Origin of the sequence: Labedella endophytica (assembly GCF_003990045.1) — a bacterium.
Lineage (GTDB): Bacteria > Actinomycetota > Actinomycetes > Actinomycetales > Microbacteriaceae > Labedella > Labedella endophytica.
Map to the genome: position 1 here is coordinate 332,546 of NZ_RZGZ01000002.1, position 23,108 is coordinate 355,653.

Consider the following 23,108-nt stretch of genomic DNA (forward strand, 5'->3'; position numbering starts at 1 on the left):
TAGCGGGACGGATCGAGGTCCGTTCGCACGGCACAGCGGGATACCGGCCCACCCCGAGGAAACACCGAGGGCGGGCGATCCCGGATCGCCCGCCCTCGGATGGTTCGGCGCGCGAGCGCCGGACGGATCAGAAGTTGATCATGTGTCCCTGGAGGCCGTGGAAGCCCTCCTGGAGCGCCTCGCTGAGCGTCGGGTGCGTGTGCACGTTGCGTGCGAGCTCCGCGGCCGTGAGGTCCCACTTCTGCGCTAGCGTGAGCTCGGGCAGGAGTTCGGACACGTCGGGTCCGATGAGGTGTCCCCCGAGGAGCTCGCCGTACTTCGCATCGGCGACGAGCTTCACGAAGCCCGTAGGCTCCCCGAGGCCGTGCGCCTTGCCGTTGGCCATGAACGGGAACGATACGACCTTCACGTCGTGGCCCTCGTCGCGCGCCTGCTGCTCGGTGAGGCCGAAGCTCGCGACCTGCGGCTGGCAGAACGTGGCGCGCGGCATCATCCGGTAGTCGCCGAGCTCCTGCGTCTCCGCGTCGGCGATGGTCTCCGCCGCGACGACGCCCTGGGCCTCGGCCACGTGGGCGAGCTGGAGCTTCGCCGTGACGTCGCCGATCGCGTAGATGTGCGGCACGTTGGTGCGCATGCGCGCGTCGATGTCGATGGCACCGCGCTCGGTGAGCTTCACCCCGGCCTTGTCGAGGCCGTAGCCGTCGACGCGAGGGGCGAAGCCGACCGACATGAGGACCTTGTCGGCCGTGAGGGTGCCGGTCGAGCCGTCCTTGGCCGTGTAGGTGACCGTGACCTGCGAGCCCTCGTCCGTTACCTTCTCGACCTTCGTCGAGGTCATGATCGGGATGCCGTAGCCCTTGTACTGCTTGGTGATCTCCTTGGAGATGTCGACGTCCTCGTTCGGGAGGGCGCGGTCGAGGAACTCGACGATCGTGACCTCGACGCCGTAGTTGCGCATGACGTACGCGAACTCCATGCCGATGGCCCCGGCACCCACGATCACGATCGAGGAGGGCAGCTCGCGCTCCATGATCTGCGACTCGTACGTCACGACGTTGTCGCTCAGCTCGACGCCGGGCAGCAGCCGCACGACGGAGCCGGTGGCGATGATGACGTTGTCGAAGGACACCGTCTGGGTCTCGCCGCTCGAGAGGGCGACGGAGAGGGTGTGGTCGTCGGTGAAGGTGCCGCGCCCGTCGAGCTCGGTGATCTTGTTCTTCCGCATGAGGAAGTGCACGCCCTTCACGCGGCCGTCGGCCACGGTGCGGCTGCGGTCGTACGCGACGCCGTAGTCGAAGGACACGTCTCCGCTCATACCGAACTGCTTCGCCTGGTGCGTGAAGATGTGCGCGAGCTCGGCGTTGCGCAGGAGCGCCTTGGACGGAATGCATCCGACGTTGAGACAGACGCCTCCCCAGTACTTCTCCTCGACGATCGCGACGGACTTGCCGAGCTGGGCCGCGCGGATCGCCGCGACGTATCCGCCCGGTCCTGCGCCGAGAACGACGACGTCGAAATGCTGATCGGTCATGTGGGTGCCTCCCGATGGATCGTGTCCTCCAACTCTATTCGCGTCGGCGACTCCCGTGGCCCACCCGTCGCCTCCGACGCTGTCCCGGCCCGGCCAATATGCTGGGAGCGTCAGACAGGAACACCATGACCTCATCGACCGGCCGGCGCAAGAACGGCCGACCCACCATCTCGGATGTCGCCGCGCTGGCGGGCGTCTCGGCCGGTGCGGTCTCCAAGGTGTTCAACGGCACGGGCCGCATCTCGCCGCCCACCGCCGAGCGCGTCCGCGAGGCGGCGCGGAAGCTCAACTGGACGCCGAATCCCGCCGCGATCGCGCTCCGGACCTCTCGAGCGCAGGCGATCGGTCTCGTCCTCACGAGCTCCTCCCCCGTGGCCGAGGTGGGAGCGGCGAACGTCGGTCTCATCTCCGGCATCGAATCCGTCCTGAGCCCCCGCGAATACGGGCTCCTGTTGAACGTCTTCCTCACCGGTCGGCACGACGAGACGGCCTTCTACCGCTCGCTCGCGGAGCGTCAGCGGATGGACGGCGTGATCCTCACCAACTCGGTGGTCGGCGACACCCGGTTCGAGCTCATGAAGGGATTGGGCGTGCCGGCCGTCCTCGTGGGCACCCCGTGGAGGCCCGGCGTGGTGGACTACATCGACGCCGACCCGCCGAGCGCCGGGATCCCCGAGACCGTCGACCACCTGGTGGGGCTCGGCCACCGCGACATCGCATTCGTCAGCGGCCCGGCCGGATTCGTCCTCCCCAACATCCGACGCGAGGCCTTCGTCGCGCGGCTCGCGCACCACGGGCTGTCGCCCCACTCGGTCGCGAGTATCGAGTACTCGCCATCGGCGGCCGCGGCGGTGACGAGCGGCCTGCTCGACGGAGCTTCGCCGCCCAGTGCGATCTTCTATGGCACCGACACGATGGCGATCGCGGGGATGCGCACCATCCAGAGCCGCGGTCTGTCGGTCCCCGGTGACGTCTCGGTCGTGGGGTTCGAAGGGCTCGAGGTCGGCGAATGGGTCGACCCCCAGCTCACGACGGTGCAGCGGTTCGCCTTCCAACGGGGACGCGCGGCCGCCGCGAAACTGCTCAGCCTGCTCGGGGAGACGATCGAGGAGGACGTGCCGCTCGAGAAACCGGTCCTCGTCGTGCGCGCCTCCACGGGTCCCCCCGAGAATCGCTGACTCCCCGCGGGCTCCGCGACGACGAACGTCACCAGAGCAGGCGAAGAGCCCCGAGTTCGTGGACCGGCAGCAGCGTGACGACGGCCGACCCGTCGGAGACCTGGATGGCCACCTCCGCGAAACGTCCGTTCTCGACCGACTGCGCCCGTAGGGCGTCCGGGTCGACCGTGTGCCCCGCCGCGGTGGACAGCCGATCGAGATCGACCGTCACCTCGACGCCGAGGAGCGGCGTGACCGCGCGCTGCTGACCTCGCATGGCCATGGGATCGGTGAGGTTCGCGAAGGCGAACACGAACGACTCGTCGTCGACCCACGCGGCGGCATCGATCAGTCCGTCACCGTGGACCTCGACGAGCGCCCCACCGTCGAGCGCGGCACGGAGCACGTTCCGCAGCAGCGTCAAGTGATCGCCGAGAAGCGTCTCCTGGTACAGCTCCGCGATGTTGAAGGCCACGACGTGGATCGTGCCTGCCGTGCTCTCAGAACGGAGGGACGGGGCGAGGGGGGAGCTGAAGACCGCGGGGTCGACGGCCTCGCCGCGCGGATAGACCTCCTCCATCGGGAGGTCGGGGTGGTCGGGCACGAACCTCCAGTGCACCGCGACGCCGTCGGTCGGCTCGTAACGAGCCAATCGCGTGCCGCCGATGATCCGGTCGGCACCGTCGAAGCCCGCGTCGAGGCCGCCGTCGGCCGTCCGCTGCACGTAGTTGTTGCGCACGACGCCTGCGGAGAGGTCCCCGAGGGATGCTCCCGTCAGCTCGGTCACGAGGCGGATACCGCCGTCGATGCGTGGCCCCGGGCCCGTCACGACGAGATCTCCGCCCCGTTCGACGAAGGCTCGAAGGGCCGCCGCGGACCGGGCGCTCACCTCGTCGACCTCGGGGAGGACGACGACGCGGGTCTCGGGCAGGCCGAGACGATGGAGCCCCCGCTCCCCCACGAATTCGAACGGGACCCGCAGCTCGACGAGCGCCTGGTACATCCCGGCGGACGCCCGGCGCGTGCGGTCGTCGGCGAACGAACCGTCGACGTCCCACACGCATACCTCGGCCACCGGGCGCGCCTCCTGCCAGGTCGACCCGATCTCCCGGTGGAGGGCGAAGGCGCGTTCCACGGCCGGCACCCAGCGGGTGTCGTGGATGCGGGCGGCGAATTTCGTGAACCAGGGAAAAGCCCCGTGCACGAAGCCGTCGACGATCCAGCCAACGGTCTCCTGCCCGGCGTTGACCGAGTCCTTCCAGCGGTACCCGTGCGACTCGGGGCCGACCGAGGTGATGAGTCCGACGGGCTTGTCGGGATGGACGGCGCGGGTGCGCTTGGCGTCACGGCCCGCGGCCCACTGCGTCTCACCCTCGTTGCGCGCCTGGTGGTCGACGAGGAAGAACGGGACGTGATTCCGCGCGACGTCGTCGCGCAGTTCTCCGGCGGCGAAGGAACCGAGGTTGGGGATGAAACGCACGGCGGGTTTCACGTCGCGGACCGCGGCGTCCCAGTGCGCGACGAGGTCGCTGAGACGCTCCCGCCGCCACCCCCGGTAGGCTCGCCAGGCCTCCCCGTCGGCTGCGTCGCGGGACGTCGGGAGGGAGAAGCCGCTCGCGGCCCGGAAGAGCCCCTCGGCCGTCTCCGTGTAGGCGGGCCCGTGGCCCTGCCACCGGTTCGCGAAGACCGCGTCGATGTCGTACGTCGCCGTGATCTCGCGGGCGACCTCGGTCGTGAACTCCCAGTTGTACTCGCCGTAGGCGTCGGTGACGAACGTCCCCGGGTGCGCCCAGTGCTCCTGGAGGGCCCCGTCCTCGGTTCGCGCGATCCACTCCGGGTGCGCGTCCCGCACGTCCCGGTGCACTGCATGCGGATCGACACGCGCCATGACGACCATGTCGCGGCTGCGAGCCAGGTCGACGATCTCGCCGAGCAGGTCGCGGTTCCCGAGATGGACGCTGCGGTAATGCAGCGGGATGGCGGTGGGATAGAAGGCGATGTACCCGCCGGCGCTGATGCAGATCGCCGTCGACGCCGTCCGGTCGATGATGTCGGCCCAGGCGTCGATGTCGACGTGCAGCGGGTCGTCCTCCACGAAGGTGAGCTGCGTCCACCGCTGGTCGCCACTGAACCATGGGATCGTCTCGCCGCCGGTCGAGAGGGTCTGTGTCGTCGTCATTTGATTCCCGTCGTGGCGATGCCCTTGATGATGTATTTCTGGGCGAAGAGGAAGAACAGCAGGATGGGGATGAGGGAGACGAGCGACATCGCGAACATGATGCCGATTCCGCTCTGCGTCTCCGAGTCCACGAGCGATTTGAGCGCGACCGGCACCGTGTAGAGCTTCGTCTTCGTGAGGTAGAGCAGTGGCCCGAAGTAGTCGTTCCACGTCCAGATGAAGGTGAAGATCGTGGTCGTGATGAGGGCCGGCTGCATGAGCGGCAGGATGATCGACCAGAAGATCCGGAACGGGCCGGCCCCGTCGAGCATGGCCGCGTGGTCGAGCTCGCGCGGCAGGGTCCGGATGAACTGCACCATGAGGAAGATGAAGACCGCATCGGTGGCGAGGAACTTCGGGATGAGCAGCGGAGCGTACGTGTTCACCCAGCCCATCTCGGCGAACAAGATGTACTGCGGGATGACGAGCACGTGGAACGGCAGCATCATCGTGAGCAGCGTGAGCCCGAAGTACAGCTTGCTCGCCCGGAAGTTCAACCGAGCGAGGGCGTACGCGGTCAGCGCACACGAGAACAGGTTGCCCACGATGGATCCGACCGCGACGACCCCCGAGTTGATGAGGAACGTCGTGAACGGCGTGCCGAGCGAGTCCCACCCTCCCGTGTAGTTCTCGAGGGTCACCTCGCTCGGGAAGAGGCCCGTCTGCGTGAGGATCAGGTTGCTCGGCTTGAACGAGCTCACGATCATCCAGATGAGCGGGTAGAGCATGAGCAGCGCGAACAGCACGAGGAACGCGTGTCGCGTGATCCGCCGTCCGCGACCGGTGCCCGCCCGCCGCCGACGCGGGGCCGGCTCGAGGGGCTTCCCCGCAGCGGCGGTCGCCTGGACGTCTCTGTCGAGGATGGCCATCATTCGTCTCCGTAATGCACCCAGCGACGGGATGCGATGAAGTTGAGCGCCGTCGCGAGAGCGATGACGAGCAGGAGCACCCACGCCATGGCGGCCGCGTAGCCCATGTCGAAGTTCACGAAGCCCTCCTGGTAGATGTAGAGCGTGTAGAACAGGGTCGAGTCGAGCGGTCCACCCGTGCCCCCGCTCACCACGTGCGCGGGCGTGAACGCCTGGAAGGCGCCGATCATCTGCAGGATGAGGTTGAGGAAGATGATCGGGGTGAGGAGCGGGATGGTGATCGAGAAGAACCGCCGCACCTTCCCGGCGCCGTCGACCTCCGCCGCCTCGTAGAGCTCCTCGGGGATCTGCCTCAGGCCGGCGAGGAAGATCACCATGGGCGACCCGAACGTCCACACGTTGAGGATGATGAGCGTCCACAGCGCCGTATCGGGGTTCTGGAGCCAGCTGTCCGCCTCGATCCCGATGAGGCCGAGGCCCTCGTTCACGAGACCCGAGTCTCCGAAGAGCTGCTGCCAGAGGATCGCGATCGCGACGCTGCCGCCGAGGAGCGACGGGAGATAGAAGCCGCTGCGGTAGATCGCGAGCCCGCGAATGCCCTTGTCGAGGATCATCGCGAGGAACAGGGCGAAGATCAGCTGCAGCGGCACGGACACCACGACGTAGGTGAGGGTGACGCCCACCGATGCCCAGTACCGGTCGTCCTCCATCATGCGGGTGAAGTTGTCGAAGCCGATGAACTCGGGGGCCGAGAGGAGGTCGTAGTCGGTGAACGCGAGAATCGCCGATGCGATCAGCGGACCGGCGGTCACGACGATCATCCCGATCATCCACGGGAGGAGGAAGATGTGCGCGACCCAGCCCTGACGGAGAGAGGTCGGCTTGCGGTTGCCCGCCTTCCGCCCCGTGACGATGCTCTCCGTGTCCGGTGGTGGCGCCTGTGGCGCGTTCTCCCCCGCGCCGCGGGAGCGTCTGTTGAGGAGGGTCATCAGGCTGTCTCGATCTCGGCCGTAACGGCATCGACGAAGTTGGACGCGGCGTCGGAGACCGACCGGTCGCCCAGGGTGACGGCCTCGAGCTCGCGGACGAACATCGTCCGCCAATTGCCCGATCCGGCGGGAGCCTCGAACCGGTCTCGACGCTCGGTCGCGGCGATCTCCCGCGTGATGGCGATGACCTTCTTCTCCACCTCCGTCGCCTCGGGCTCGTACTCGTCGAGGAGCGACGTGTTCGGCGGGGCTCCCGCCGAGAGCCCGACGAGCTTGAGCAACTCGAGGGAGTTCAGGTTGAAGCTCATGAGTTCGCCGGCGGCGTCCACCCGGTCGTCCTCCGCGCGGGCGTACATGGCGAACCGGCTGTAGTACACGAAGTGGTAGCCGGCTGCGGCATCGGCGAAGGCGGGGATGTCGCGCTGGTCGAACGTGTAGTCCGGGAAGGCGAGCGCCTCGTCGACGATGTGGTTGCTGTTCGCGAAGGTCGCGAGCACCTTATTGCCCGTGAGCGACCATGAGGCCTCGATGCCGTCCTGCTCGCTCACGGTCGTCGTCGCCCCGGCCTTGCGGAGCGTCTCCCACCAGTCGATCCATTCGGCGACCGTGTCCACGCTCGCACCGAGCTTCCCGTCCTTCGTCCAGAGGTCCTCGCCGTGCTGCCGGACGAACGACTCGAAGGGCATGTCGTGGTAAGGACCGTACGTCGTGCCCTTCCGGCCGTTCGCGTTGTCCTTCGTGTAGTCGATGAGGAATTCGGAGAGCGCCTCCCATGTGAGGTCCTCGGGGAGGGTGACGCCGTCCTCCTCCATGAACGTCGAGTTGTAGCGGAGCACGGGGCTGAACATCGACTTGGGGAGGGTGTCGAGCACGCCGTCGAGCCGGAACGAGTCGATCTCCGCCGCGGAGAACGCGCTCAGGTCGAGCGTTTCGATGCCCTCGAGGTCGCGGTAGATCGACGCATCACGGTACGTCAGGACGGCAGGAGACGGGATCCAGAAGACCTCCGGCACGTCGCGAGCGGCCATCTGCGTGGTCATGCGCTCCTGGAACGCGTTGTAGTCCCCGAACTCCGGCTCGACGGTGATGTTCTCGTTCTGCTGCCCGAAGCTGTCGAGCCCGGCGAGGTAGGCCTTCTGCCGATCGGCGCCTCCCCACCAGGCGAAGCGGACGGTGGTGGTCCCGGTCCCGCCGGATCCCCCTCCGATAGAACATCCGGCGAGCGCGAAGGCGCCTACCGTGATCGCGCCGACGCCGGCGTAGGTGAGGAAGTTCCGACGGCTGACGTCCTGCAGAGTGGATTTCGACATGGTGTCCTTCTTTCGATACGACGTTGTACGAGTGATGACGATGTGGTGGTGCGGGTGGGGTGGTGATGCTCAGGCGAGGGCGACGAGGTCTACGCGATTGACGAGGGGTTCGCCCTCGACCCTCCTGCGCAGGTTGTCCAGGAAGATCTCCGTGCCGCGAGCGGCGGTGGCGGCGGTCGTCGCACCGTTGTGCGGCGTGACGACGACGTTCTCGAGGGACCAGAACGGTGAGTCGGCGGGCAACGGCTCCGTCGCGTGGGCGTCGAGCCCAGCTGCGGCGACCCCTCCCGATCGCAGCGCGTCGAGGAGGTCGTCGTCGACGACGATCCCCCCACGGGAGACCACGACGACCGTCGCCCCGGGGCGCAGAGCCGACAGGACCGACTGATCGATCGCGCCCCGCGTGTGCGTCGTGAGCGGGGCTGCCACGACGAGCACGTCGCAGCGGGCGGCGAATTCGAGCATCTCGTCCGGCGCGTACATGCGGTCGATGTCGGGAGTCGATCGGCCGACGGTCCGTCGGAGGCCGACGACCGTCATCCCGAAGGCGCGCGCTCGAGGCGCGAGGGCCTCGCCGATGTTCCCGAAGCCGTAGACGCCGAGGGTCTTCCCGAAGAGTTCCCCGTGGGTGAAGCGGTCCCAGCGGGCCGAGCGGGCGGAGTCGAACCAGCGGGTGGCACCACGATCGAGCAGAAGAGCGAGGAGGAGGGCGTGCTCGGCGAGGGGAACCGCTCCATTGCCGGCTGACGAGGTCACGGTGATATCGGTCGCTCGGAGCCGCGGACCCACGTCGGATTCCACGCCGGCAGCCCAGGAGTGCACCCAGGACAACGATGCGGCGGCATCGACGGCGGCGTCGGGGACGCGCCCCGCGACGATCGTCACAGACGGGTCGATCGTCGTCGCACCGTCGTCGTCGTCGAACACCACGACGTCGGGGAACTCCGCGCGGATCCGGGAGCGGACGATCTCGCCCTCTCCTCCCCGGACCAGCACGACCTCACTCATGGCGACCCTCCTCGTCGTGCGCCGGACCGATGACGACCACGGCGGCGTCCGCGATCTCCGGGATCTCCACGACGAGATCCGCTCCGTCGGTCCGGACGGTCGCCGGGAGCTCGTGACCCGAACCGGTGCCGGCCGAGGACTCCACTCCAGGTGCGAGGACGCGGATCTCCTCCGCTCCCCCGGCCGCGCTCCCCGGGAAGCGGAGCGTCGTGCCGTGGACAGGAACCGACGGCCCCATGCTGTTACGGCGCTGGCCTGACTGGTTCAGGAGGTGGACGACGAGACCTGCCCGCGAGCGTCCGACGGACACCTCGACATGCTCGCTCGTGTCCACTGTCACGGTTCCATCCTGTCCGACGGCCTCCGCGACGACGTCGACGGCGAGGTCGCGGATGGATGTGAGACCGAGCTCGCGGTAGGCCGCACCCACCGTCCACGGGATCTGGACGGCGTACCCGTGGCCGTGTCGCGCGATCGCGCAGCCGACCTCGGTGCCGACGACGTGTCCATAGGCCTTCTCTGGCGGCCCGTAGGGAGCGGCGGCGATGATCCGGTGCCGCTGTTCCGTGTCCGGGCGCCAGGAGAGGGTGTGCACACGCCCGCGGAGCGGGACGAGTGTCGAGCCCTCGATGACCGGGGACTCGACGACCTGAACATAGGAAGACTTGAGCGCGTCGGCATCGGCCTCGACCGCGAGCTGGGTCTCGCCAGGCAGCCACGGTGTGGTCGATCCGTCCGCGCGGATACCCGAACGACCCGTCGCCACGACGCGTCCCCCGGCCTCGACGAACGCACCGAGCGCGCGTTCCGCCGCCGCGTCGAGCTCGATGAGGTCGGGCAGAACGACAACCCGGAATCGCTCCAGCGGAACCACGGAGAGGGCCTCCGCGGGGACGACGTCGGCGGCGACGTGGCGTTCGAGGAGACCGGAGAACAGTCCACGGAACTCGGAGACGGACGCGGCGTGCGTCTCCCCGGTCGCCGCGAGCGGGTCGGGCCGGACGATCCCGACGTCGGCGGCAGGGAGCAGTCCGTCGTAGATCGCGGCATTGTCACGATGGAACCGCGTGACGGTGCGGGCGGCCGGGAGGCACGCGTAGTCGATGCCTCCGGTGGGACCCATGATGTAGGTCGATGGGTTGGCGCCCCGCGAGATGGCCTGAAGGAGGTACTGCGAGAACATCTCGGGCTGTTCGCTCGCCATCCGGTAGGGCATGTCGACGAAGGCGACGGCGTTCACGAGCACCGGCTTCTCGGGCTGCGACACCCGGAAGGCGCTCACCGATTCGCTCGTCGCGTGGGGCCAGAGAGCCCGTCCGAGAGCATTGTTCGCCTCGTGGAAGAGGATGTCGGCGGAACGGCCGAGGATCAGTCCGGCATCCGGCGCCCGATCCGCGATGTGGGAGCGGATGGTGTCCGTGAGGCGGTCGATCGTGCGGGCAGTGAACTGCTTCCACTCCAGGTAGCCGTCATCGCCGGCGAACGACGGCAACGAGGCGCGTCCCGTCTCCGCGGTGAAAGCCTCGGCGCACGCGTCGCAGTGGCAGACGCCGTGGACCGTGCCACCGTAGTCCACCTCGTTGAAGCCGAACCAGTTGAAGAAGAATCCGTCCACCGGGTACCGGTCGAGGACCTCGTCGAGGATGTCGAGGGTGCGTTCCTGGTAGTAGCCGGCGCTCGGGCACACGCTCACGAGGCCCTCGTAGGTCTGTCGTTGTCCGCTCGGTGAGCGGAAGCACCATTCCGGGTGGTCGTCCGCGACGCGGGCGTCCACCTTGGAGAAGTCCATCCGGGCGAGCAGCCGCGTGTCGCGTGCATGCGCCGCCATGACGGCGTCGCCCACGAGATCGCCGCCGGGTCGCTCGTCGAGCAGCGGGTTCCGGGTCTGGAACGGGAGGGACGTCGGGTAGTGCGAGAGGATGCCGCCGACGTTCAGCAGCCAGACACCCGCCCCGTGGTCCTCGACCGCGTCGAGCACGGTCTCGACGTCGAGGAGCGCGTCGATCTCGCGGAGGTTGGTCTGGAACATGTCGAAGGGCCGGTCCCACCATCCGGGCCGGACCGCGGCGGAGGCCATGCCAGCGGTAGCGGGCAGGACGGTCGGTCGTTCGCTCGTGGCGGTCATGCGTCCACCCGGCCGTTCAGGACGCGCGCGAGCTCGACGAGGGCCGAGTGATCGGACGCGCCGCTCCCCCGGGCGATGACCGATCTCATCAGCTGGGAAACGAGCCCGGTCGCAGGGAGGCCGACGCCGCCGGTGCGAGCCGACGCCTCGACGATCGCGAGATCCTTGGCGTGGAGCTCCGCACGGAATCCGGGGCGGAAGTCCCCGGCGAGCACGGAGTCGCTCTTGCGCTCGAGTACGGTGCTGCCGCCGAGTCCCTTCCGAATCACGGAGAGCGCGGTCTCGACGTCGACGGACTGCGCCTCGAGGAAGACGACGGCCTCCGCGAGCGCCTGGAGGTGCAGGGCGACGACCAGCTGGTTGGCGGCCTTCACGACCTGGCCCGCTCCGCTCGGTCCCACATGCACGACGGAGGCCCCGACCGCGTCGAGGACGGACCGCCAGCGCTCGAGGGTCTCCGGGTCGCCACCGACCATGATCGACAGGGCTCCCTCCCTGGCCCCCGCCTCGCCCCCGGAGACGGGCGCATCGAGGGCTCCGTGGCCGGCCGAGACGAACGCGGAGGCGATCTTTCGGGCGACCTCCGGACGGATCGTCGACGCATCGATGTAGTCGGCCCCGTCCGGGATGTGGGTGAGAATGCCGTCATCGCCGAGAGCGACCTCCTCGACGTCGGGCGAGTCCGGGAGCATCGTGATGACGAGATCGGCGTGCGCGACGGCCTCGGCCACCGAGTCCACGACCGACAGCCCGGCGTCTCGAGCGGCCGAGCGGCTCGCCTCACCGCGACTGAAGCCGTTGACGGTGTGTCCGGCGGCGGCGAGATTCGCCACCATCGGGCGTCCCATGACGCCGAGTCCCACGAATCCGATGGTCGCCATCGTCTCTCCTTCTGCGTGAATTTATCGATATACCACCGCAGAAAGCGAGCTGCTCTGCTCCGGCCTTGCGTTTGAGTATTTCGATATACCAAACTCGTGTCAAGAGCACGTGACCGAAAGGACCGAACGATGCCGTTCTCCGCCAACCTGTCCATCCTGTTCACCGAGCTACCGTTCCTCGACCGCTTCGCCGCCGCGAAGGCGGCCGGTTTCGACGACGTCGAATGCTGGTGGGCCTTCTCCACCCCCGTGCCGACGGACGACGAGGTGACGGCGTTCCTCCGGGCGATCGACGAGGCCGACGTGTCCCTCCGCGCCCTCAACCTCTACGCAGGGGACATGCCGTCGGGCGACCGCGGCGTCCTGTCCCACCCGGGCGTCGAGGACCTCCTCGCGGAGCATCTCGTCGCGCTCTCCCGCATTCTGTCCGCTACGGGCTGCCGCGTCGTGAATGCCCTCTACGGCTGCGCGCTGCCGGATGTCCCCGCCGCGGAGCACGCCGACATCGCCGTCGCGAACCTCCGGAACATCGCGGACGTCCTGTCCCCTGCGGGAGTCGTCGTCGTCGTGGAGCCGCTGACTCGTGGGGAGAACGGGACGTATCCCCTCGAGACCGTGGAGGACGCGATCGCGATCGTCGACCGGGTCGACCGCTCGTCGGTCCGCGTCCTGTTCGACGCGTACCACCTGCACAACAACGGCATGGACCTCGCGAACGCGCTTCGGGTCCACGCCGGCCGGATCGGCCATGTGCAGATCGCTGACAGCCCCGGGCGCCACGAACCCGGCTCCGGGACCATCGACTTCGACGCGTTCTTCGCCGCCCTCGACGAGATCGGCTACGACGGGTTCGTGGGGTGTGAGTACCGGCCCGCCTCCACGACGACGGAGGGTCTCGGCTGGCTCGCGCGCGTCTCGTCGACCGAGAGCGACGTACTCGCCGACATCGACTAGCCGATCGCCGCCCGACGGGCCGCTCAGGCCAGCAGCTCCCGGATGTCTCCGGCGTCGAGCGTGGGGCCGAAGAGCTCGCCATCATCCTCGAGCACCCCGGTGATGAGCTGCTGCTTGCGCTCCTTGAGCGCCATGACCTTCTCCTCGATCGTGTCGGCTGCGACCATCCGGTACACGAACACGTTCTTGTCCTGGCCGATGCGGTGCGTACGGTCGATCGCCTGCTCCTCGCTCGCCGGGTTCCACCAGGGATCGAGCAGGAACACGTAGTCGGCCTCGGTGAGGGTGAGACCGAAGCCGCCGGCCTTGAGGCTGATGAGGAAGACGGGGGCGCTCCCCTCCCGGAACTCGCGTATGACGCCCTCGCGGTCGCGGGTCGACCCCTGCAACGTGACCGAGGCGATCCCCTCGGCGTCTAGCCGGGCGCGGACCTTGTCGAGATAGGAGGTGAACTGGCTGAAGACGAGCGTGCGGTGCCCCTCCTCGACGACCTCCGAGAGATGCTCGACGAGCGAGTCGAGGCGCGTCGAGGGGATGTGCGCGTAGTCGTCCGAGACGAGCCCGGCGTCGAGGGCGAGCATGCGCAGGAGGGTGAGCGAGCGGAAGACGATGAAGCGGTTGCGGTCGAGGTCCTCGATGAGACCGAAGAGCTTCTGCCGCTCCCGCTGCAGATAGACGTCGTAGAGCTCGCGGTGCTCGGGCGCGAGGTCCACCGTGAGGATCTGCTCGGTCTTCTCCGGCAGCTCCGGCGCCACGACGTCCTTCGTGCGTCGCAGGAGGAAGGGCGCCACGCGTCGTCGGAGGCGTTCGAGCCGCTCGGAGCGGAGTCCCGCGGTCACGGCGGGAGCGCCGCCGGCGCCCCGACCGCTCGTGATGCCGCCGACGGGGTCCTCGATGACCCGCACGAACTCCTGCGTGAAGCGGCGGGCGGAGGGGAACAGTCCGGGGGACGTGAGCGCCAGGAGCGCGTGCAGCTCCGAGAGCGAGTTCTCGAGCGGGGTGCCCGTGACGGCCAGCACGAAGGGGACGCCGAGATCGCGGACCGCCTCGTGCACCTGGGAACCGGCGTTCTTCACGAACTGCGCCTCGTCGAGGATCGCGCCGGACCAGCCGCCCGGCGCGTCCCGGTAGGCCTCGGCGTCGAGGCGGAGCAGCGCGTAGCTCGTGACGACGATGTCGGCGTCCCGCGCAATGTCGCCGATGACGGCGCGGCCGGAACCCTCCGTCGAGTCGATGCGTCGCACGACGAGATCCGGGGCGAATCGTGCCGCCTCGGCGACCCACGCGGGGGCGACCGAGGTCGGCGCGACCACGAGGAAGGGGGCCGGTCGATCCGCACCGGTGGCCGCGGCCCGCTCGACGGCGTGCTGCACGAGCGCGAGACACTGCACCGTCTTGCCGAGACCCATGTCGTCGGCGAGGATTCCGCCGAGTCCGTGGCGCCAGAGGTGAGCCAGCCAGGAGAACCCCTCCGCCTGATAGGGGCGCAGCTCCACCGTGAGACCGGCGGGGGCGGGAACCGGCGCCCTCTCGCCGTCGCCGATGTCGGCGACGAGGTCGCGCCATTCCTGGGCGGGACGCGATTCGTCGGCGAGGTCCTCGAAGTCCGCCCACAGGCTCACGTGGCGCCGGCTGATGACCGGCGTCGTCTCCCACTCGGCCAGGTCTTTGGCCTCGTCGATGAGCTCCGCGAGCCGCGCGAACGCCGGATGTTTGAGCGACAGGTAGGTCCCGTCCACGAGGAGGAGGCGCTTCCGACCCTTCGCGAGAGCGGTGAACAGCGGGAGGAAGGGGATCGTGCGGCCGTCCACCGTGACGGTGACCCCGAGGTCGAACCAGTCGCGCTTGTCGCTCGGCATCGTCGAGACGATCAGCTCCGGGTCCCCGACGAGTTCCTTGTAGGCGGGCTTCGTGCCCGTCGTCTCGACCGTGACGCCGTCGAGCAGGCGCAGCCGCGGGAGAATCTCCGTGACGAAGTGGGCCGACTCCACGCCGAGGAGGATCGCGTCGACGGGCGTCGGTGGCCCGTCCGACGCTGACCCATCGCCGTCCGCGGCCTGCGGCAACCACTCGGCGGGGAGCAGTCCGTCCGGGAGGAGTTCACCGAGGTCCGGGAACGGAGCACCACCGCGGGGCCGTCGCCAGCGCCAGCTCAGCTCGGTCTCGTGGCCGGAGCCGTAGGCCACCGTGAGCACGAGCGTCGGGGCCACGACGGCCGGCAGCGTCACCGACTCGTCGAGGCTCACGACATCGAGCCGCTCCTGCAGGCCCGGGACGTAGACGGAGGTGAATTCGTCCACGGCGTCCGCGGGCACCACGAGCCCACCCGCGAGCGGACCCCGGCCGCCGAGGAGCGTCCGTTCGTCGGGCCCCAGGGGCGCGGCCGTGGGCGCGAGGACGATGCGTCGAGCGTCGCGCGGGTCGACGAAGGACACTCCGTGGTTCCCGATCGGGCGCGTGAACCGGAGGTCGAGGGAGGCGGCCTCCCCCGGCAAGTGGACGGTGACGAGGGGCTGCAACCGGATCTCGTCACCCACGCGGCGCGCGTCGATCTCGACCCGAGCGCTCGACCCGACGGTCACGTTCGACCCGGGGCCGGTGCCGATGAGGGCGATGCCGAGAGACTCGGCCTGGTCGAGCATCGTCCAGAGCACGGGGTTGGCGAACTCGTCGAGGAACATGAGGCTCGCATCGGGGTCGAGGACCATTGCTCCCGCCGCGCGATGCAGAGCCCCGAGCTCGCAGAACCAGCGGTGCTGCTCGGGGTCGAGGTTCATGCGGTTCACGAGGTGCGGGAGGTTCGTCCACGTCATCGTGCCGCGGGCCCACCCGCGCGAGGTCTCGGCCGTGGGGCGTGCCGCCAGCCGGAACTCGCCGGTACCGGGGATCTCCTCCTCGGCGTTCTCGGCGCGGTCCTCGGCATGCTCCGCACCGCGGCGAGCGCGGCCGGGAGCTCGCGCGGGCGCGACGGCGCGCGACGTGGGACCGTTCCAGCGGTGGGCCGTGCGCGGGATCATCTCCCGCAGCTCGAACTGCAGAGCGAGCCGCGTCCGCGCCGATCTCGTGGACGCGGGAGCCGGAAGGGCCGGGGTGTCCGTGCGGAACGGAGCGAGGGCGGTGCGCCAGGCGTCGGCGGAGCCGGCCCCGGATCCGCGCGCACTCGTCATTACTCGATCCTCCCATCCACCACGGACACCGGTGCGATAATCGCGCCATGCCCGATTCCTCCCGATTCGCCCGGTTCGCCCGTCAGATCGCGCTCCCCGGCTTCGGTGTCGCCGGGCAGGATCGACTGGCGGACGCCCGCGTGCTCGTGATCGGGGCCGGAGGACTCGGCAGCACCGTGATCCCCACGCTCGCAGGTGCCGGCGTCGGAACGATCGGCATCATCGACGACGACCGGGTGGAGACGAGCAACCTCCACCGGCAGCTCGTGCACGGGACGTCCGATGTCGGCCGGGCGAAGGTCGACTCCGCGGCCGACCGCGTCGCGGCCATCGCGCCCGACGTCGAGGTCGTGCGGCACGCCGAGCGGCTGTCGTCGGCGATCGCCCTCGATCTCTTCGCGACGTACGATCTCGTGCTCGACGGCAGCGACAACTTCCCCACGCGTTACCTCGCGAACGATGCGGCCGTGCTGACGGACGTCCCGCTCGTGTGGGGCGCGGTGTCGCAGTTCGGCGGCCAGGTGGGGGTCAGCTGGGCGAGCCGCGGCCCCCAGTACCGCGACCTCTTCCCGTCCCCGCCGCCGCCCGGCTCGGTGCTGTCGTGCGCCGTCGGGGGCGTGCTCCCCACGACGGTCGGGGTCGTCGGATCGCTCATGGCGTCCGAGGCGATCAAGATCCTCACCGGAATCGGCGACCCGCTCATCGGTCGGGTCACGGTCTTCGACGGGCTCGTCGGCACATTCCGCGAACTCGGCTACGCCGCCGATCCCGAGGCGGAACCCGTGACCGGGCTCATCGACTACGACCTCTTCTGCGGGATCGCAGCGGTGGGGACTGAGTCCGGGTCGCCCGAGCCCGACGCCGACACGATCGACGCGCCGACCCTCGCATCACTCGGAGACTCGGTCACCCTCGTCGACGTGCGGGAGGACTGGGAAGCCGAGATCGCGGCGATCCCCCGGGCCACTCTCATCCCGCTCGGCGACCTGCCGGAGCGGATCGGGGAGGTCGACACGTCGCGACCGGTGGTCCTCCACTGCCACCACGGGATCCGCTCGGCGACGGCGCTCCGAATCCTCGCCGACGCCGGCGTGACCGCACGCCACCTGGACGGCGGGATCGATGCCTGGTCCCGACTCGTCGACCCGACCATCGTGAGGTACTGACGCCATGCCGACCTTCGCCCGCCGCTCCGTCGAGGAGCACGCCGACCACATCGCGGGCCTCCTCGCCCGCGCTCTCGAGACGGAGACGGAGACCATCCCCGTGGACGACGCGGCGGGTCGCGTCACCGCGTCACCCGTCGGCTCACCCGTCGATCTCCCCCTGTTCCGCAACTCGCAGATGGACGGCTTCGCGGTGCGGGCCGCCGAGGTGGCGGACGCTCCCGTCATCCTCCCTATTGCGGGTGAGATCGCCGCGCGAGCCCTCGACCCCGGGGCGCTCCGACCGGGCACGGTCGTGCGCATCATGACCGGAGGGGTCGTGCCCGAAGGAGCCGACGCCGTGGTCCCCGTGGAGGACACCTCGCCGGGGGGCGAGCCGGACACCGTCCTCATCGGCCGCTCCCGCGGCGTCGGTGAGTACGTGCGCGATCGCGGCAGCGACATCCGCACGGGCGATGTCCTGATCCCCGCCGGCGTGCTCCTGGCCTCCCGCCACCTCGCCGCGCTCGCCGCTGCGGGCATCACGACGGTGTCCGTCCGGCGTCGCGTGCGTGTCGCGGTCGTGACGACCGGCGCCGAACTCGTCGCACCGGGAACGGACCCCGTCCGCGGGCAGGTCTTCGACTCCAACGGCACGGCCCTCGCGGCGGCCGTCAGCGCGGCGGGCGCCGACGTGGTCGTGCGGGAACGAGTGGCCGACGACCACGAGGCCTTCCGCCGGGCGCTCGCGACGGCGACGGCCGCAGCGGATCTCGTCCTCACGTCCGGCGGCATCTCGATGGGCGACTACGAGGTCGTGCGCGAGACGCTCGAGCCCCTCGGAGGTGAGGTCGGCTCCGTCGCCATGCAACCGGGCGGACCGCAGGCCACGGCCGCCGTGGACGGCGTGCCCGTCGTGTGCTTCCCCGGCAACCCCGTGAGCACCCAGCTCTCCTTCGAGGTCTTCGTCGCCCCTCTCCTCCGCCGTGCCGCCGGTCTGCCCGCTCGGCGCGTGTCGGCGCGTGCCCTCGAGGGCGACCTCCGATCCGTGCCCGGCAAGCGCCAGTTCCTCCGCGCCCACGACGACGGCGCCGTCGTCCGTCCGGTCTCGGGGCCGGGGTCGCACCTCGTCGCCGGTCTCGCCGCGGCCGATTCGCTCCTGATCGTTCCCGAGGACGCCGTCGAGCTGCACGCGGGGGACGTCGTCGAGGTATGGGCCCTCTGACGGGGCCCTGTGACAGCATGGGCAGCATGACGGCCGGACCCACCACCTCCCTCTCCCACCTCGACGCCGACGGGCGGGCCCGCATGGTCGACGTCGGCGGCAAGGACGTCACCGATCGCACCGCGACGGCGACCGCGCGCTTCCTCACCCGGCCCGACGTGGTCGCCCTCGTCCGGGCCGACGACCTGCCGAAAGCCGACGTGCTCGCGACCGCGCGCATCGCCGGTATCCAGGGCGCCAAGCACACGAGCGACCTCATCCCGCTCTGCCATCCCCTCCCGCTCACCTCCGTGTCGGTGGACTTCGACTTCGACGAGTCCGCGATCATCGTGACGGCGACCGCGAAGACGACAGGCCGCACGGGCGTGGAGATGGAGGCGCTCACCGCGGTCGCGATCGCCGGCCTCACCCTGCACGACATGGTCAAGGCCGTGGACCCCGAAGCGATCCTCGACGACCTGAAACTCGTCGAGAAGACCGGGGGCAAGCGCGGGCACTGGACGCGAGAGACCCTGCGTGCGGGCACCGCGGCCGTGCTCGTCGCGTCGACGGCCGGGGCCGCGGGCACGCGCGAGGACACCACGGGGCCGGTCATCTCCGCGTGGCTCGAGGACCACGGTTACGCCGTGGACGGCGTGACCATCGCGTCCGACGCCGATGTGGCCGAGACGCTCGCCGCCCTCGTCGCGACCGCCCCCGCCGTGATCATCACGACGGGAGGCACGGGCATGTCGCCGACCGACCGCACCCCGGAGGCCACCCGTCGCGTCCTCGACCGCGAGCTGCCGGGGATCGCCGAGGCCATCCGTGCCGCGGGCCTCGCGAAGACGCCGACCGCCGCGCTCAGTCGTGGGCTCGCCGGCACCTCGGGCGGCACCGTCGTGGTGAACCTGCCCGGCTCGCGCGGAGGCGTGAAGGACGGCCTCTCGGTACTCGACGGTCTCCTCGAGCACCTCGTCGCGCAGATCGCGGGAGGAGGCGCTCATGAGTGACGCCGCCGGCCCCGCGACCCCGGGCGGGCTCGAGCTCATCTCCGATCACGACATCGACGCGTCGGCCGTCGAGGCCGCCGTGCTCACCGACCAGGATGGCGCTCTCGTGACCTTCCGGGGCATCGTGCGCAACCACGACCACGGCGCCTCGGTGTCGGCCCTCGACTATCAGGCGCATCCCGATGCCGCCCGATTCATGGCGGAGGCGTGCGAGACGATCGCCCGCGAGACCGGCGTGCGCGTCGTCGCGGTGCACCGCGTCGGTGCCCTCGTGGTGGGCGACACGGCCCTCGTGGCCGCCGCCGCGGCAGCCCACCGGCACGAGGCCTTCGAGGCGTGCGAGCGGCTCGTCGACCTCATCAAGAAGACCGTGCCGATCTGGAAGCGCCAGCACCTCGCCGAAGGCGCCACGGAGTGGGTCGGCCTCTAGCGAGGTCTCCCCCTCAGCCGCCGGCGAAGGGCGGGAGCACGTCGACGCGGGCACCGAGCGACCGGGCGTCGTCGCGGCGCACGACGCCGTCCACGAGGAACGAACCGGACGCGAGGACACGCGCCATCGGCTCGCCGTAGCGCTCGACGAGGAGCGCACGGAGCTCGCCGACGGTCGTCGGACCCTCGATCGGCTCCTCCTCCCGGCCGGCCGCCTCCGCTGCCGCCGCGAAGTACCGCACGGTCACGCTCGTGGGGAGCACGTCAGCCACCGATCGCCCCCATGCTGCGGGTGGGCCGCACGAAGTCGGCCGACGCCATGCCGTGACCGGCCTGCTTGCCCCACATCGCCGCGCGCCAGCGGTCGGCGATCTCGGCGTCGTCCGCTCCCCCGCGGAGGAGGCCGCGGAGGTCGGTCTCGTCGTCGCCGAAGAGGCACGAGCGCACCGTGCCCTCGGCCGTCAGTCGCGTGCGGTCGCACGCCGCGCAGAACGCGCGCGTCACGGAAGCGATGATGCCGACGGTCGCGGGGCCGCCGTCGACGAGCCACTCCTCGGCCGGAGAGGACGGGTCGTCGCGGTGCGGGGTCGTCAGGGTGAAACGCGAGCCGAGCACGTCCAGCAGTTCGGCCGCGTCCACCATGTTGTCGCGCGCCCACGCCTCGTCGGCGTCGAGCGGCATCTGCTCGATGAACCGCAACCGGACGCCGTTCTCGAGCGACCAGGCCAGGAGGTCGGCAGCCCCCGCGAGGGTGTCGCGCATGAGCACGGCGTTGATCTTGAGCGGCGTGAGCCCCGCACGCTTCGCCGCCTCGATGCCCGCGAACACGGCGGGCAGCCGGTCACGGCGCGTGAGGCGGGCGAAGTGGTCGCGATCGACGGTGTCGAGGGAGACATTGATGCGCGTGAGTCCGGCGGCCATGAGCTCGTCGATGCGCTTGTCGAGACCGATGCCGTTCGTCGTCAGGGAGATCGAGGCTCCGAGGGCGACGGCCGAACTCTTGGCGAGGATCTCCGCGAGGTCGGCGCGCATGAGCGGCTCTCCGCCCGTGAAGCGCACGTCGGTCATGCCGAGGTCGCGGGCTCCGATGCCGACGAGGCGGGCGATCTCGTCCGCCGTCAGCAGATCCCTTCGCGCGATCGCGGGCAGGCCCTGCTCGGGCATGCAGTAGGTGCAGCGCAACGAGCACTTCTCCGTGATGGAGACGCGCAGGTCGCGAGCGACGCGACCGAAGCGGTCGATGAGCGCGTCGGTCTCTGGGCGGCCCGTCGTGTCCGGGCGCACGTCGGGCGCCCGGCGGATGCCCGGGATCCCGAGAGCGATGCTCGTCATGGCTTCACCCTAGTTCGCGCAGTGCCCGAGCAGTACGGCCACGGTCCCCGCACAGCGTCCGGGTCTAGCATGACCGGCATGTCGACGCGCACTCCCGAATCCGCCGCCAGCACGTCCCCGGCCGCGCGGGATCCCCGCGGCCCCGGTCGTCCGGCTCCTCCCCGCCCGCACCCGGCGGTCGCCGCCGGCGCGGTGGGCGTCGTGAGCGCCATCGCGACGCTCGCGATCGCCGAGCTCGTCGCCCTCGTCGTCGCTCCCGCCGCGAGCCCGCTCCTCGCGGTGGGCTCGCTCGTGATCGACCTCGTCCCCGGGTGGGTCAAGGATCTGGTGATCGCACTCTTCGGGACGAACGACAAGGTGGTCCTCCTGCTCTGTCTGGCGGTTCTCGTGGCGGCTCTCGCGTTTCTGAGCGGGCTGCTCGAGTGGCGTCGGCCCCCATGGGGCACGGTCGTGCTGGGCATCGTCGGCGTGATCGCGGTGATCGCCGCGACGACTCGCGCCGGAGCGACCGGCATGTGGGCCAGTCCCACCGTCGCGGGTGTGATCGTCGGAGTTCTCGTGCTGAGGTTCGGTTCGGAGCGGCTGAGCGCGTGGATCGGCGTCGGCAGCTCCGGGAGGCAGGTGGACAGCCGCACGGCGATCTCTCCGGACCCGTCGCTCGCCGACACGGCCGTCTCCCGCCGTCGATTCCTCGTCTTCACCGGGGCGACCGCGGTGGGTGCGCTCCTCGTCGGCGTCGGCGCGCGCGTCGCCAACGCGGCGGCGGCCGCGGCGGACACCGCTCGGCGCGCCTTGCGCCTGCCGACCGCGGCGACCCCCGCCGCTCCGGTCCCGGCCGGCGCCGATCTCGGCATCGACGGCCTCTCCCCCGTCGTGACACCGAACGGCGAGTTCTACCGCATCGACACGGCCCTCCAGGTGCCCGGCGTCGACCCCGCGACCTGGTCGCTCCGCGTGTTCGGCGAGGTCGAGGAGGAGTTCGAACTCTCGTGGGACGAGCTCCTCGCGCTGCCCATGCAGGAGTCGACCGTGACCCTCGCGTGCGTCTCGAACGAGGTGGGTGGCGACCTCATCGGCAACGCGCTGTGGCTCGGCTACCCGCTGCGGGAGCTGCTCGCCCGGGCGAAGCCGCGTGAGGGCGCCGACATGGTCCTCTCCCGGAGCATCGACGGCTTCACGGCCGGCACGCCCCTGTCCGTGCTGCAGGAGGAGGATCGGGACAGCCTCATCGCCATCGGAATGAACGGCGAGCCCCTGCCCGTCGAACACGGGTTCCCCGCGCGCCTCGTCGTGCCGGGGCTCTACGGCTACGTGTCGGCGACGAAGTGGGTCGTCTCCCTCGAGGTCACGCGCTTCTCCGCGGCGAGCGCCTATTGGACGGACCGGGGCTGGTCGGCCGAGGGCCCGGTGAAGACGCAATCGCGCATCGACGTGCCGACGAACCGGGCGCGCGTGAGCGCCGGCACCGTCGCCGTCGCGGGTGTCGCGTGGGCGCAGCACACGGGCATCGATCGCGTCGAGGTGCGGGTGGACGGCGGCGACTGGACCGAGGCGCGCCTCGCCACCGCGATCTCGGCGGACACGTGGGTGCAGTGGGTCTACGAGTGGGACGCGACCGCCGGCGACCACACGCTCCAGGTCCGGGCCACGGACAACGCAGGGACGACGCAGGGCGAGCGCGAGGTACCGGTCGTGCCCGACGGCGCCGAGGGCTGGCACACGATCGACGTCTCCGTCTCCTAGACCCGCCCCTTCCTCACTGTGGTGTCGCGGACT

At 70.1% G+C, this 23,108-nt stretch carries 18 protein-coding genes; 7 read left to right on the top strand and 11 right to left on the bottom strand.

Going from position 1 to position 23,108, the window contains the following annotated elements; translation table 11 throughout:
- Window positions 1-127: 127 nt before the first annotated feature.
- On the bottom strand, window positions 128-1,531 hold the full coding sequence (gene lpdA, locus ELQ94_RS05105; RefSeq protein WP_127047867.1) for a dihydrolipoyl dehydrogenase: 1,404 nt from the start codon (window positions 1,529-1,531) through the stop codon (window positions 128-130).
- A gap of 125 nt (window positions 1,532-1,656) precedes the next feature.
- Here lpdA and ELQ94_RS05110 point away from each other — a divergent pair, with 125 nt between their 5' ends.
- Window positions 1,657-2,709, top strand: a complete 1,053-nt coding sequence (locus ELQ94_RS05110; protein ID WP_166404664.1) for a LacI family DNA-binding transcriptional regulator — start codon at window positions 1,657-1,659, stop codon at window positions 2,707-2,709.
- 28 nt (window positions 2,710-2,737) lie between these two features.
- On the opposite strand, the gene ELQ94_RS05115 is transcribed toward ELQ94_RS05110, so the two are convergent.
- From ELQ94_RS05115 to ELQ94_RS05145, 7 genes are all read right to left on the bottom strand, one after another.
- The gene (locus tag ELQ94_RS05115) at window positions 2,738-4,867 is read right to left on the bottom strand and encodes a family 10 glycosylhydrolase (protein WP_127047871.1); all 2,130 of its coding nucleotides are present in this window, start codon (window positions 4,865-4,867) and stop codon (window positions 2,738-2,740) included.
- Window positions 4,864-5,775 (bottom strand): carbohydrate ABC transporter permease, encoded by a 912-nt coding sequence (locus ELQ94_RS05120; RefSeq protein WP_127047873.1) that lies wholly within the window; start codon window positions 5,773-5,775, stop codon window positions 4,864-4,866. The genes ELQ94_RS05115 and ELQ94_RS05120 overlap by 4 nt, the downstream gene beginning before the upstream one ends.
- Complete coding sequence (locus ELQ94_RS05125) at window positions 5,775-6,764, bottom strand: carbohydrate ABC transporter permease (RefSeq protein WP_127047875.1); 990 nt, start codon at window positions 6,762-6,764, stop codon at window positions 5,775-5,777. Before ELQ94_RS05125 ends, ELQ94_RS05120 begins: the two co-directional genes overlap by 1 nt.
- A complete protein-coding gene (locus ELQ94_RS05130; protein ID WP_127047877.1) occupies window positions 6,764-8,074 on the bottom strand; it encodes an ABC transporter substrate-binding protein in 1,311 nt (436 codons plus the stop codon). The genes ELQ94_RS05125 and ELQ94_RS05130 overlap by 1 nt, the downstream gene beginning before the upstream one ends.
- 69 nt (window positions 8,075-8,143) lie before the next feature.
- Window positions 8,144-9,082, bottom strand: coding sequence for an NAD(P)-dependent oxidoreductase (locus ELQ94_RS05135; RefSeq protein WP_127047879.1), 939 nt, complete (start codon window positions 9,080-9,082; stop codon window positions 8,144-8,146).
- The gene (locus ELQ94_RS05140) at window positions 9,075-11,207 is read right to left on the bottom strand and encodes an alpha-amylase family protein (RefSeq protein ID WP_208007553.1); all 2,133 of its coding nucleotides are present in this window, start codon (window positions 11,205-11,207) and stop codon (window positions 9,075-9,077) included. Before ELQ94_RS05140 ends, ELQ94_RS05135 begins: the two co-directional genes overlap by 8 nt.
- The gene (locus ELQ94_RS05145) at window positions 11,204-12,088 is read right to left on the bottom strand and encodes an NAD(P)-dependent oxidoreductase (protein ID WP_127047881.1); all 885 of its coding nucleotides are present in this window, start codon (window positions 12,086-12,088) and stop codon (window positions 11,204-11,206) included. Before ELQ94_RS05145 ends, ELQ94_RS05140 begins: the two co-directional genes overlap by 4 nt.
- 129 nt (window positions 12,089-12,217) lie before the next feature.
- Between ELQ94_RS05145 and ELQ94_RS05150 the strand changes: the two genes are divergently transcribed.
- Window positions 12,218-13,042, top strand: coding sequence for a hydroxypyruvate isomerase family protein (locus ELQ94_RS05150; RefSeq protein ID WP_127047883.1), 825 nt, complete (start codon window positions 12,218-12,220; stop codon window positions 13,040-13,042).
- A gap of 23 nt (window positions 13,043-13,065) precedes the next feature.
- On the opposite strand, the gene ELQ94_RS05155 is transcribed toward ELQ94_RS05150, so the two are convergent.
- Entirely contained in the window at window positions 13,066-16,209 is a 3,144-nt protein-coding gene (locus ELQ94_RS05155; protein WP_243696873.1) for a DEAD/DEAH box helicase, read from the bottom strand.
- Window positions 16,210-16,256: 47 nt separating this feature from the next.
- On the opposite strand from ELQ94_RS05155, the gene ELQ94_RS05160 reads away from it, so the two are divergent.
- From ELQ94_RS05160 to ELQ94_RS05175, 4 genes are read left to right on the top strand one after another with little or no spacing between them, the layout of a single operon-like run.
- Window positions 16,257-17,375: a ThiF family adenylyltransferase gene (locus tag ELQ94_RS05160; protein WP_127047885.1), complete on the top strand. Its 1,119-nt coding sequence runs from the start codon at window positions 16,257-16,259 to the stop codon at window positions 17,373-17,375.
- Between the two features lie 4 nt (window positions 17,376-17,379).
- Window positions 17,380-18,579 (top strand): molybdopterin molybdotransferase MoeA, encoded by a 1,200-nt coding sequence (locus tag ELQ94_RS05165; protein ID WP_127047887.1) that lies wholly within the window; start codon window positions 17,380-17,382, stop codon window positions 18,577-18,579.
- A gap of 26 nt (window positions 18,580-18,605) precedes the next feature.
- On the top strand, window positions 18,606-19,571 hold the full coding sequence (gene moaCB, locus ELQ94_RS05170; RefSeq protein WP_127047889.1) for a bifunctional molybdenum cofactor biosynthesis protein MoaC/MoaB: 966 nt from the start codon (window positions 18,606-18,608) through the stop codon (window positions 19,569-19,571).
- Complete coding sequence (locus ELQ94_RS05175) at window positions 19,564-20,001, top strand: molybdenum cofactor biosynthesis protein MoaE (protein WP_127047891.1); 438 nt, start codon at window positions 19,564-19,566, stop codon at window positions 19,999-20,001. The genes moaCB and ELQ94_RS05175 overlap by 8 nt, the downstream gene beginning before the upstream one ends.
- A 13-nt stretch (window positions 20,002-20,014) precedes the next feature.
- On the opposite strand, the gene ELQ94_RS05180 is transcribed toward ELQ94_RS05175, so the two are convergent.
- Window positions 20,015-20,263, bottom strand: a complete 249-nt coding sequence (locus ELQ94_RS05180) for a MoaD/ThiS family protein (protein WP_424977185.1) — start codon at window positions 20,261-20,263, stop codon at window positions 20,015-20,017.
- Window position 20,264: 1 nt separating this feature from the next.
- Window positions 20,265-21,332 (bottom strand): GTP 3',8-cyclase MoaA, encoded by a 1,068-nt coding sequence (moaA, locus tag ELQ94_RS05185; RefSeq protein WP_127047895.1) that lies wholly within the window; start codon window positions 21,330-21,332, stop codon window positions 20,265-20,267.
- A gap of 78 nt (window positions 21,333-21,410) precedes the next feature.
- On the opposite strand from moaA, the gene ELQ94_RS05190 reads away from it, so the two are divergent.
- On the top strand, window positions 21,411-23,075 hold the full coding sequence (locus ELQ94_RS05190) for a molybdopterin-dependent oxidoreductase (protein ID WP_127047897.1): 1,665 nt from the start codon (window positions 21,411-21,413) through the stop codon (window positions 23,073-23,075).
- Window positions 23,076-23,108: the final 33 nt, after the last annotated feature.

Excerpts from the sequence above, each read along its gene's own strand:
- lpdA (WP_127047867.1), bottom strand. The coding sequence starts at position 1,531 with ATGACCGATCAGCATTTCGACGTCGTCGTTCTCGGCGCAGGACCGGGC.
- ELQ94_RS05110 (WP_166404664.1), top strand. The coding sequence starts at position 1,657 with ATGACCTCATCGACCGGCCGGCGCAAGAACGGCCGACCCACCATCTCG.
- ELQ94_RS05115 (WP_127047871.1), bottom strand. The coding sequence starts at position 4,867 with ATGACGACGACACAGACCCTCTCGACCGGCGGCGAGACGATCCCATGG.
- ELQ94_RS05120 (WP_127047873.1), bottom strand. The coding sequence starts at position 5,775 with ATGGCCATCCTCGACAGAGACGTCCAGGCGACCGCCGCTGCGGGGAAG.
- ELQ94_RS05125 (WP_127047875.1), bottom strand. The coding sequence starts at position 6,764 with ATGACCCTCCTCAACAGACGCTCCCGCGGCGCGGGGGAGAACGCGCCA.
- ELQ94_RS05130 (WP_127047877.1), bottom strand. The coding sequence starts at position 8,074 with ATGTCGAAATCCACTCTGCAGGACGTCAGCCGTCGGAACTTCCTCACC.
- ELQ94_RS05135 (WP_127047879.1), bottom strand. The coding sequence starts at position 9,082 with ATGAGTGAGGTCGTGCTGGTCCGGGGAGGAGAGGGCGAGATCGTCCGC.
- ELQ94_RS05140 (WP_208007553.1), bottom strand. The coding sequence starts at position 11,207 with ATGACCGCCACGAGCGAACGACCGACCGTCCTGCCCGCTACCGCTGGC.
- ELQ94_RS05145 (WP_127047881.1), bottom strand. The coding sequence starts at position 12,088 with ATGGCGACCATCGGATTCGTGGGACTCGGCGTCATGGGACGCCCGATG.
- ELQ94_RS05150 (WP_127047883.1), top strand. The coding sequence starts at position 12,218 with ATGCCGTTCTCCGCCAACCTGTCCATCCTGTTCACCGAGCTACCGTTC.
- ELQ94_RS05155 (WP_243696873.1), bottom strand. The coding sequence starts at position 16,209 with ATGACGAGTGCGCGCGGATCCGGGGCCGGCTCCGCCGACGCCTGGCGC.
- ELQ94_RS05160 (WP_127047885.1), top strand. The coding sequence starts at position 16,257 with ATGCCCGATTCCTCCCGATTCGCCCGGTTCGCCCGTCAGATCGCGCTC.
- ELQ94_RS05165 (WP_127047887.1), top strand. The coding sequence starts at position 17,380 with ATGCCGACCTTCGCCCGCCGCTCCGTCGAGGAGCACGCCGACCACATC.
- moaCB (WP_127047889.1), top strand. The coding sequence starts at position 18,606 with ATGACGGCCGGACCCACCACCTCCCTCTCCCACCTCGACGCCGACGGG.
- ELQ94_RS05175 (WP_127047891.1), top strand. The coding sequence starts at position 19,564 with ATGAGTGACGCCGCCGGCCCCGCGACCCCGGGCGGGCTCGAGCTCATC.
- moaA (WP_127047895.1), bottom strand. The coding sequence starts at position 21,332 with ATGACGAGCATCGCTCTCGGGATCCCGGGCATCCGCCGGGCGCCCGAC.
- ELQ94_RS05190 (WP_127047897.1), top strand. The coding sequence starts at position 21,411 with ATGTCGACGCGCACTCCCGAATCCGCCGCCAGCACGTCCCCGGCCGCG.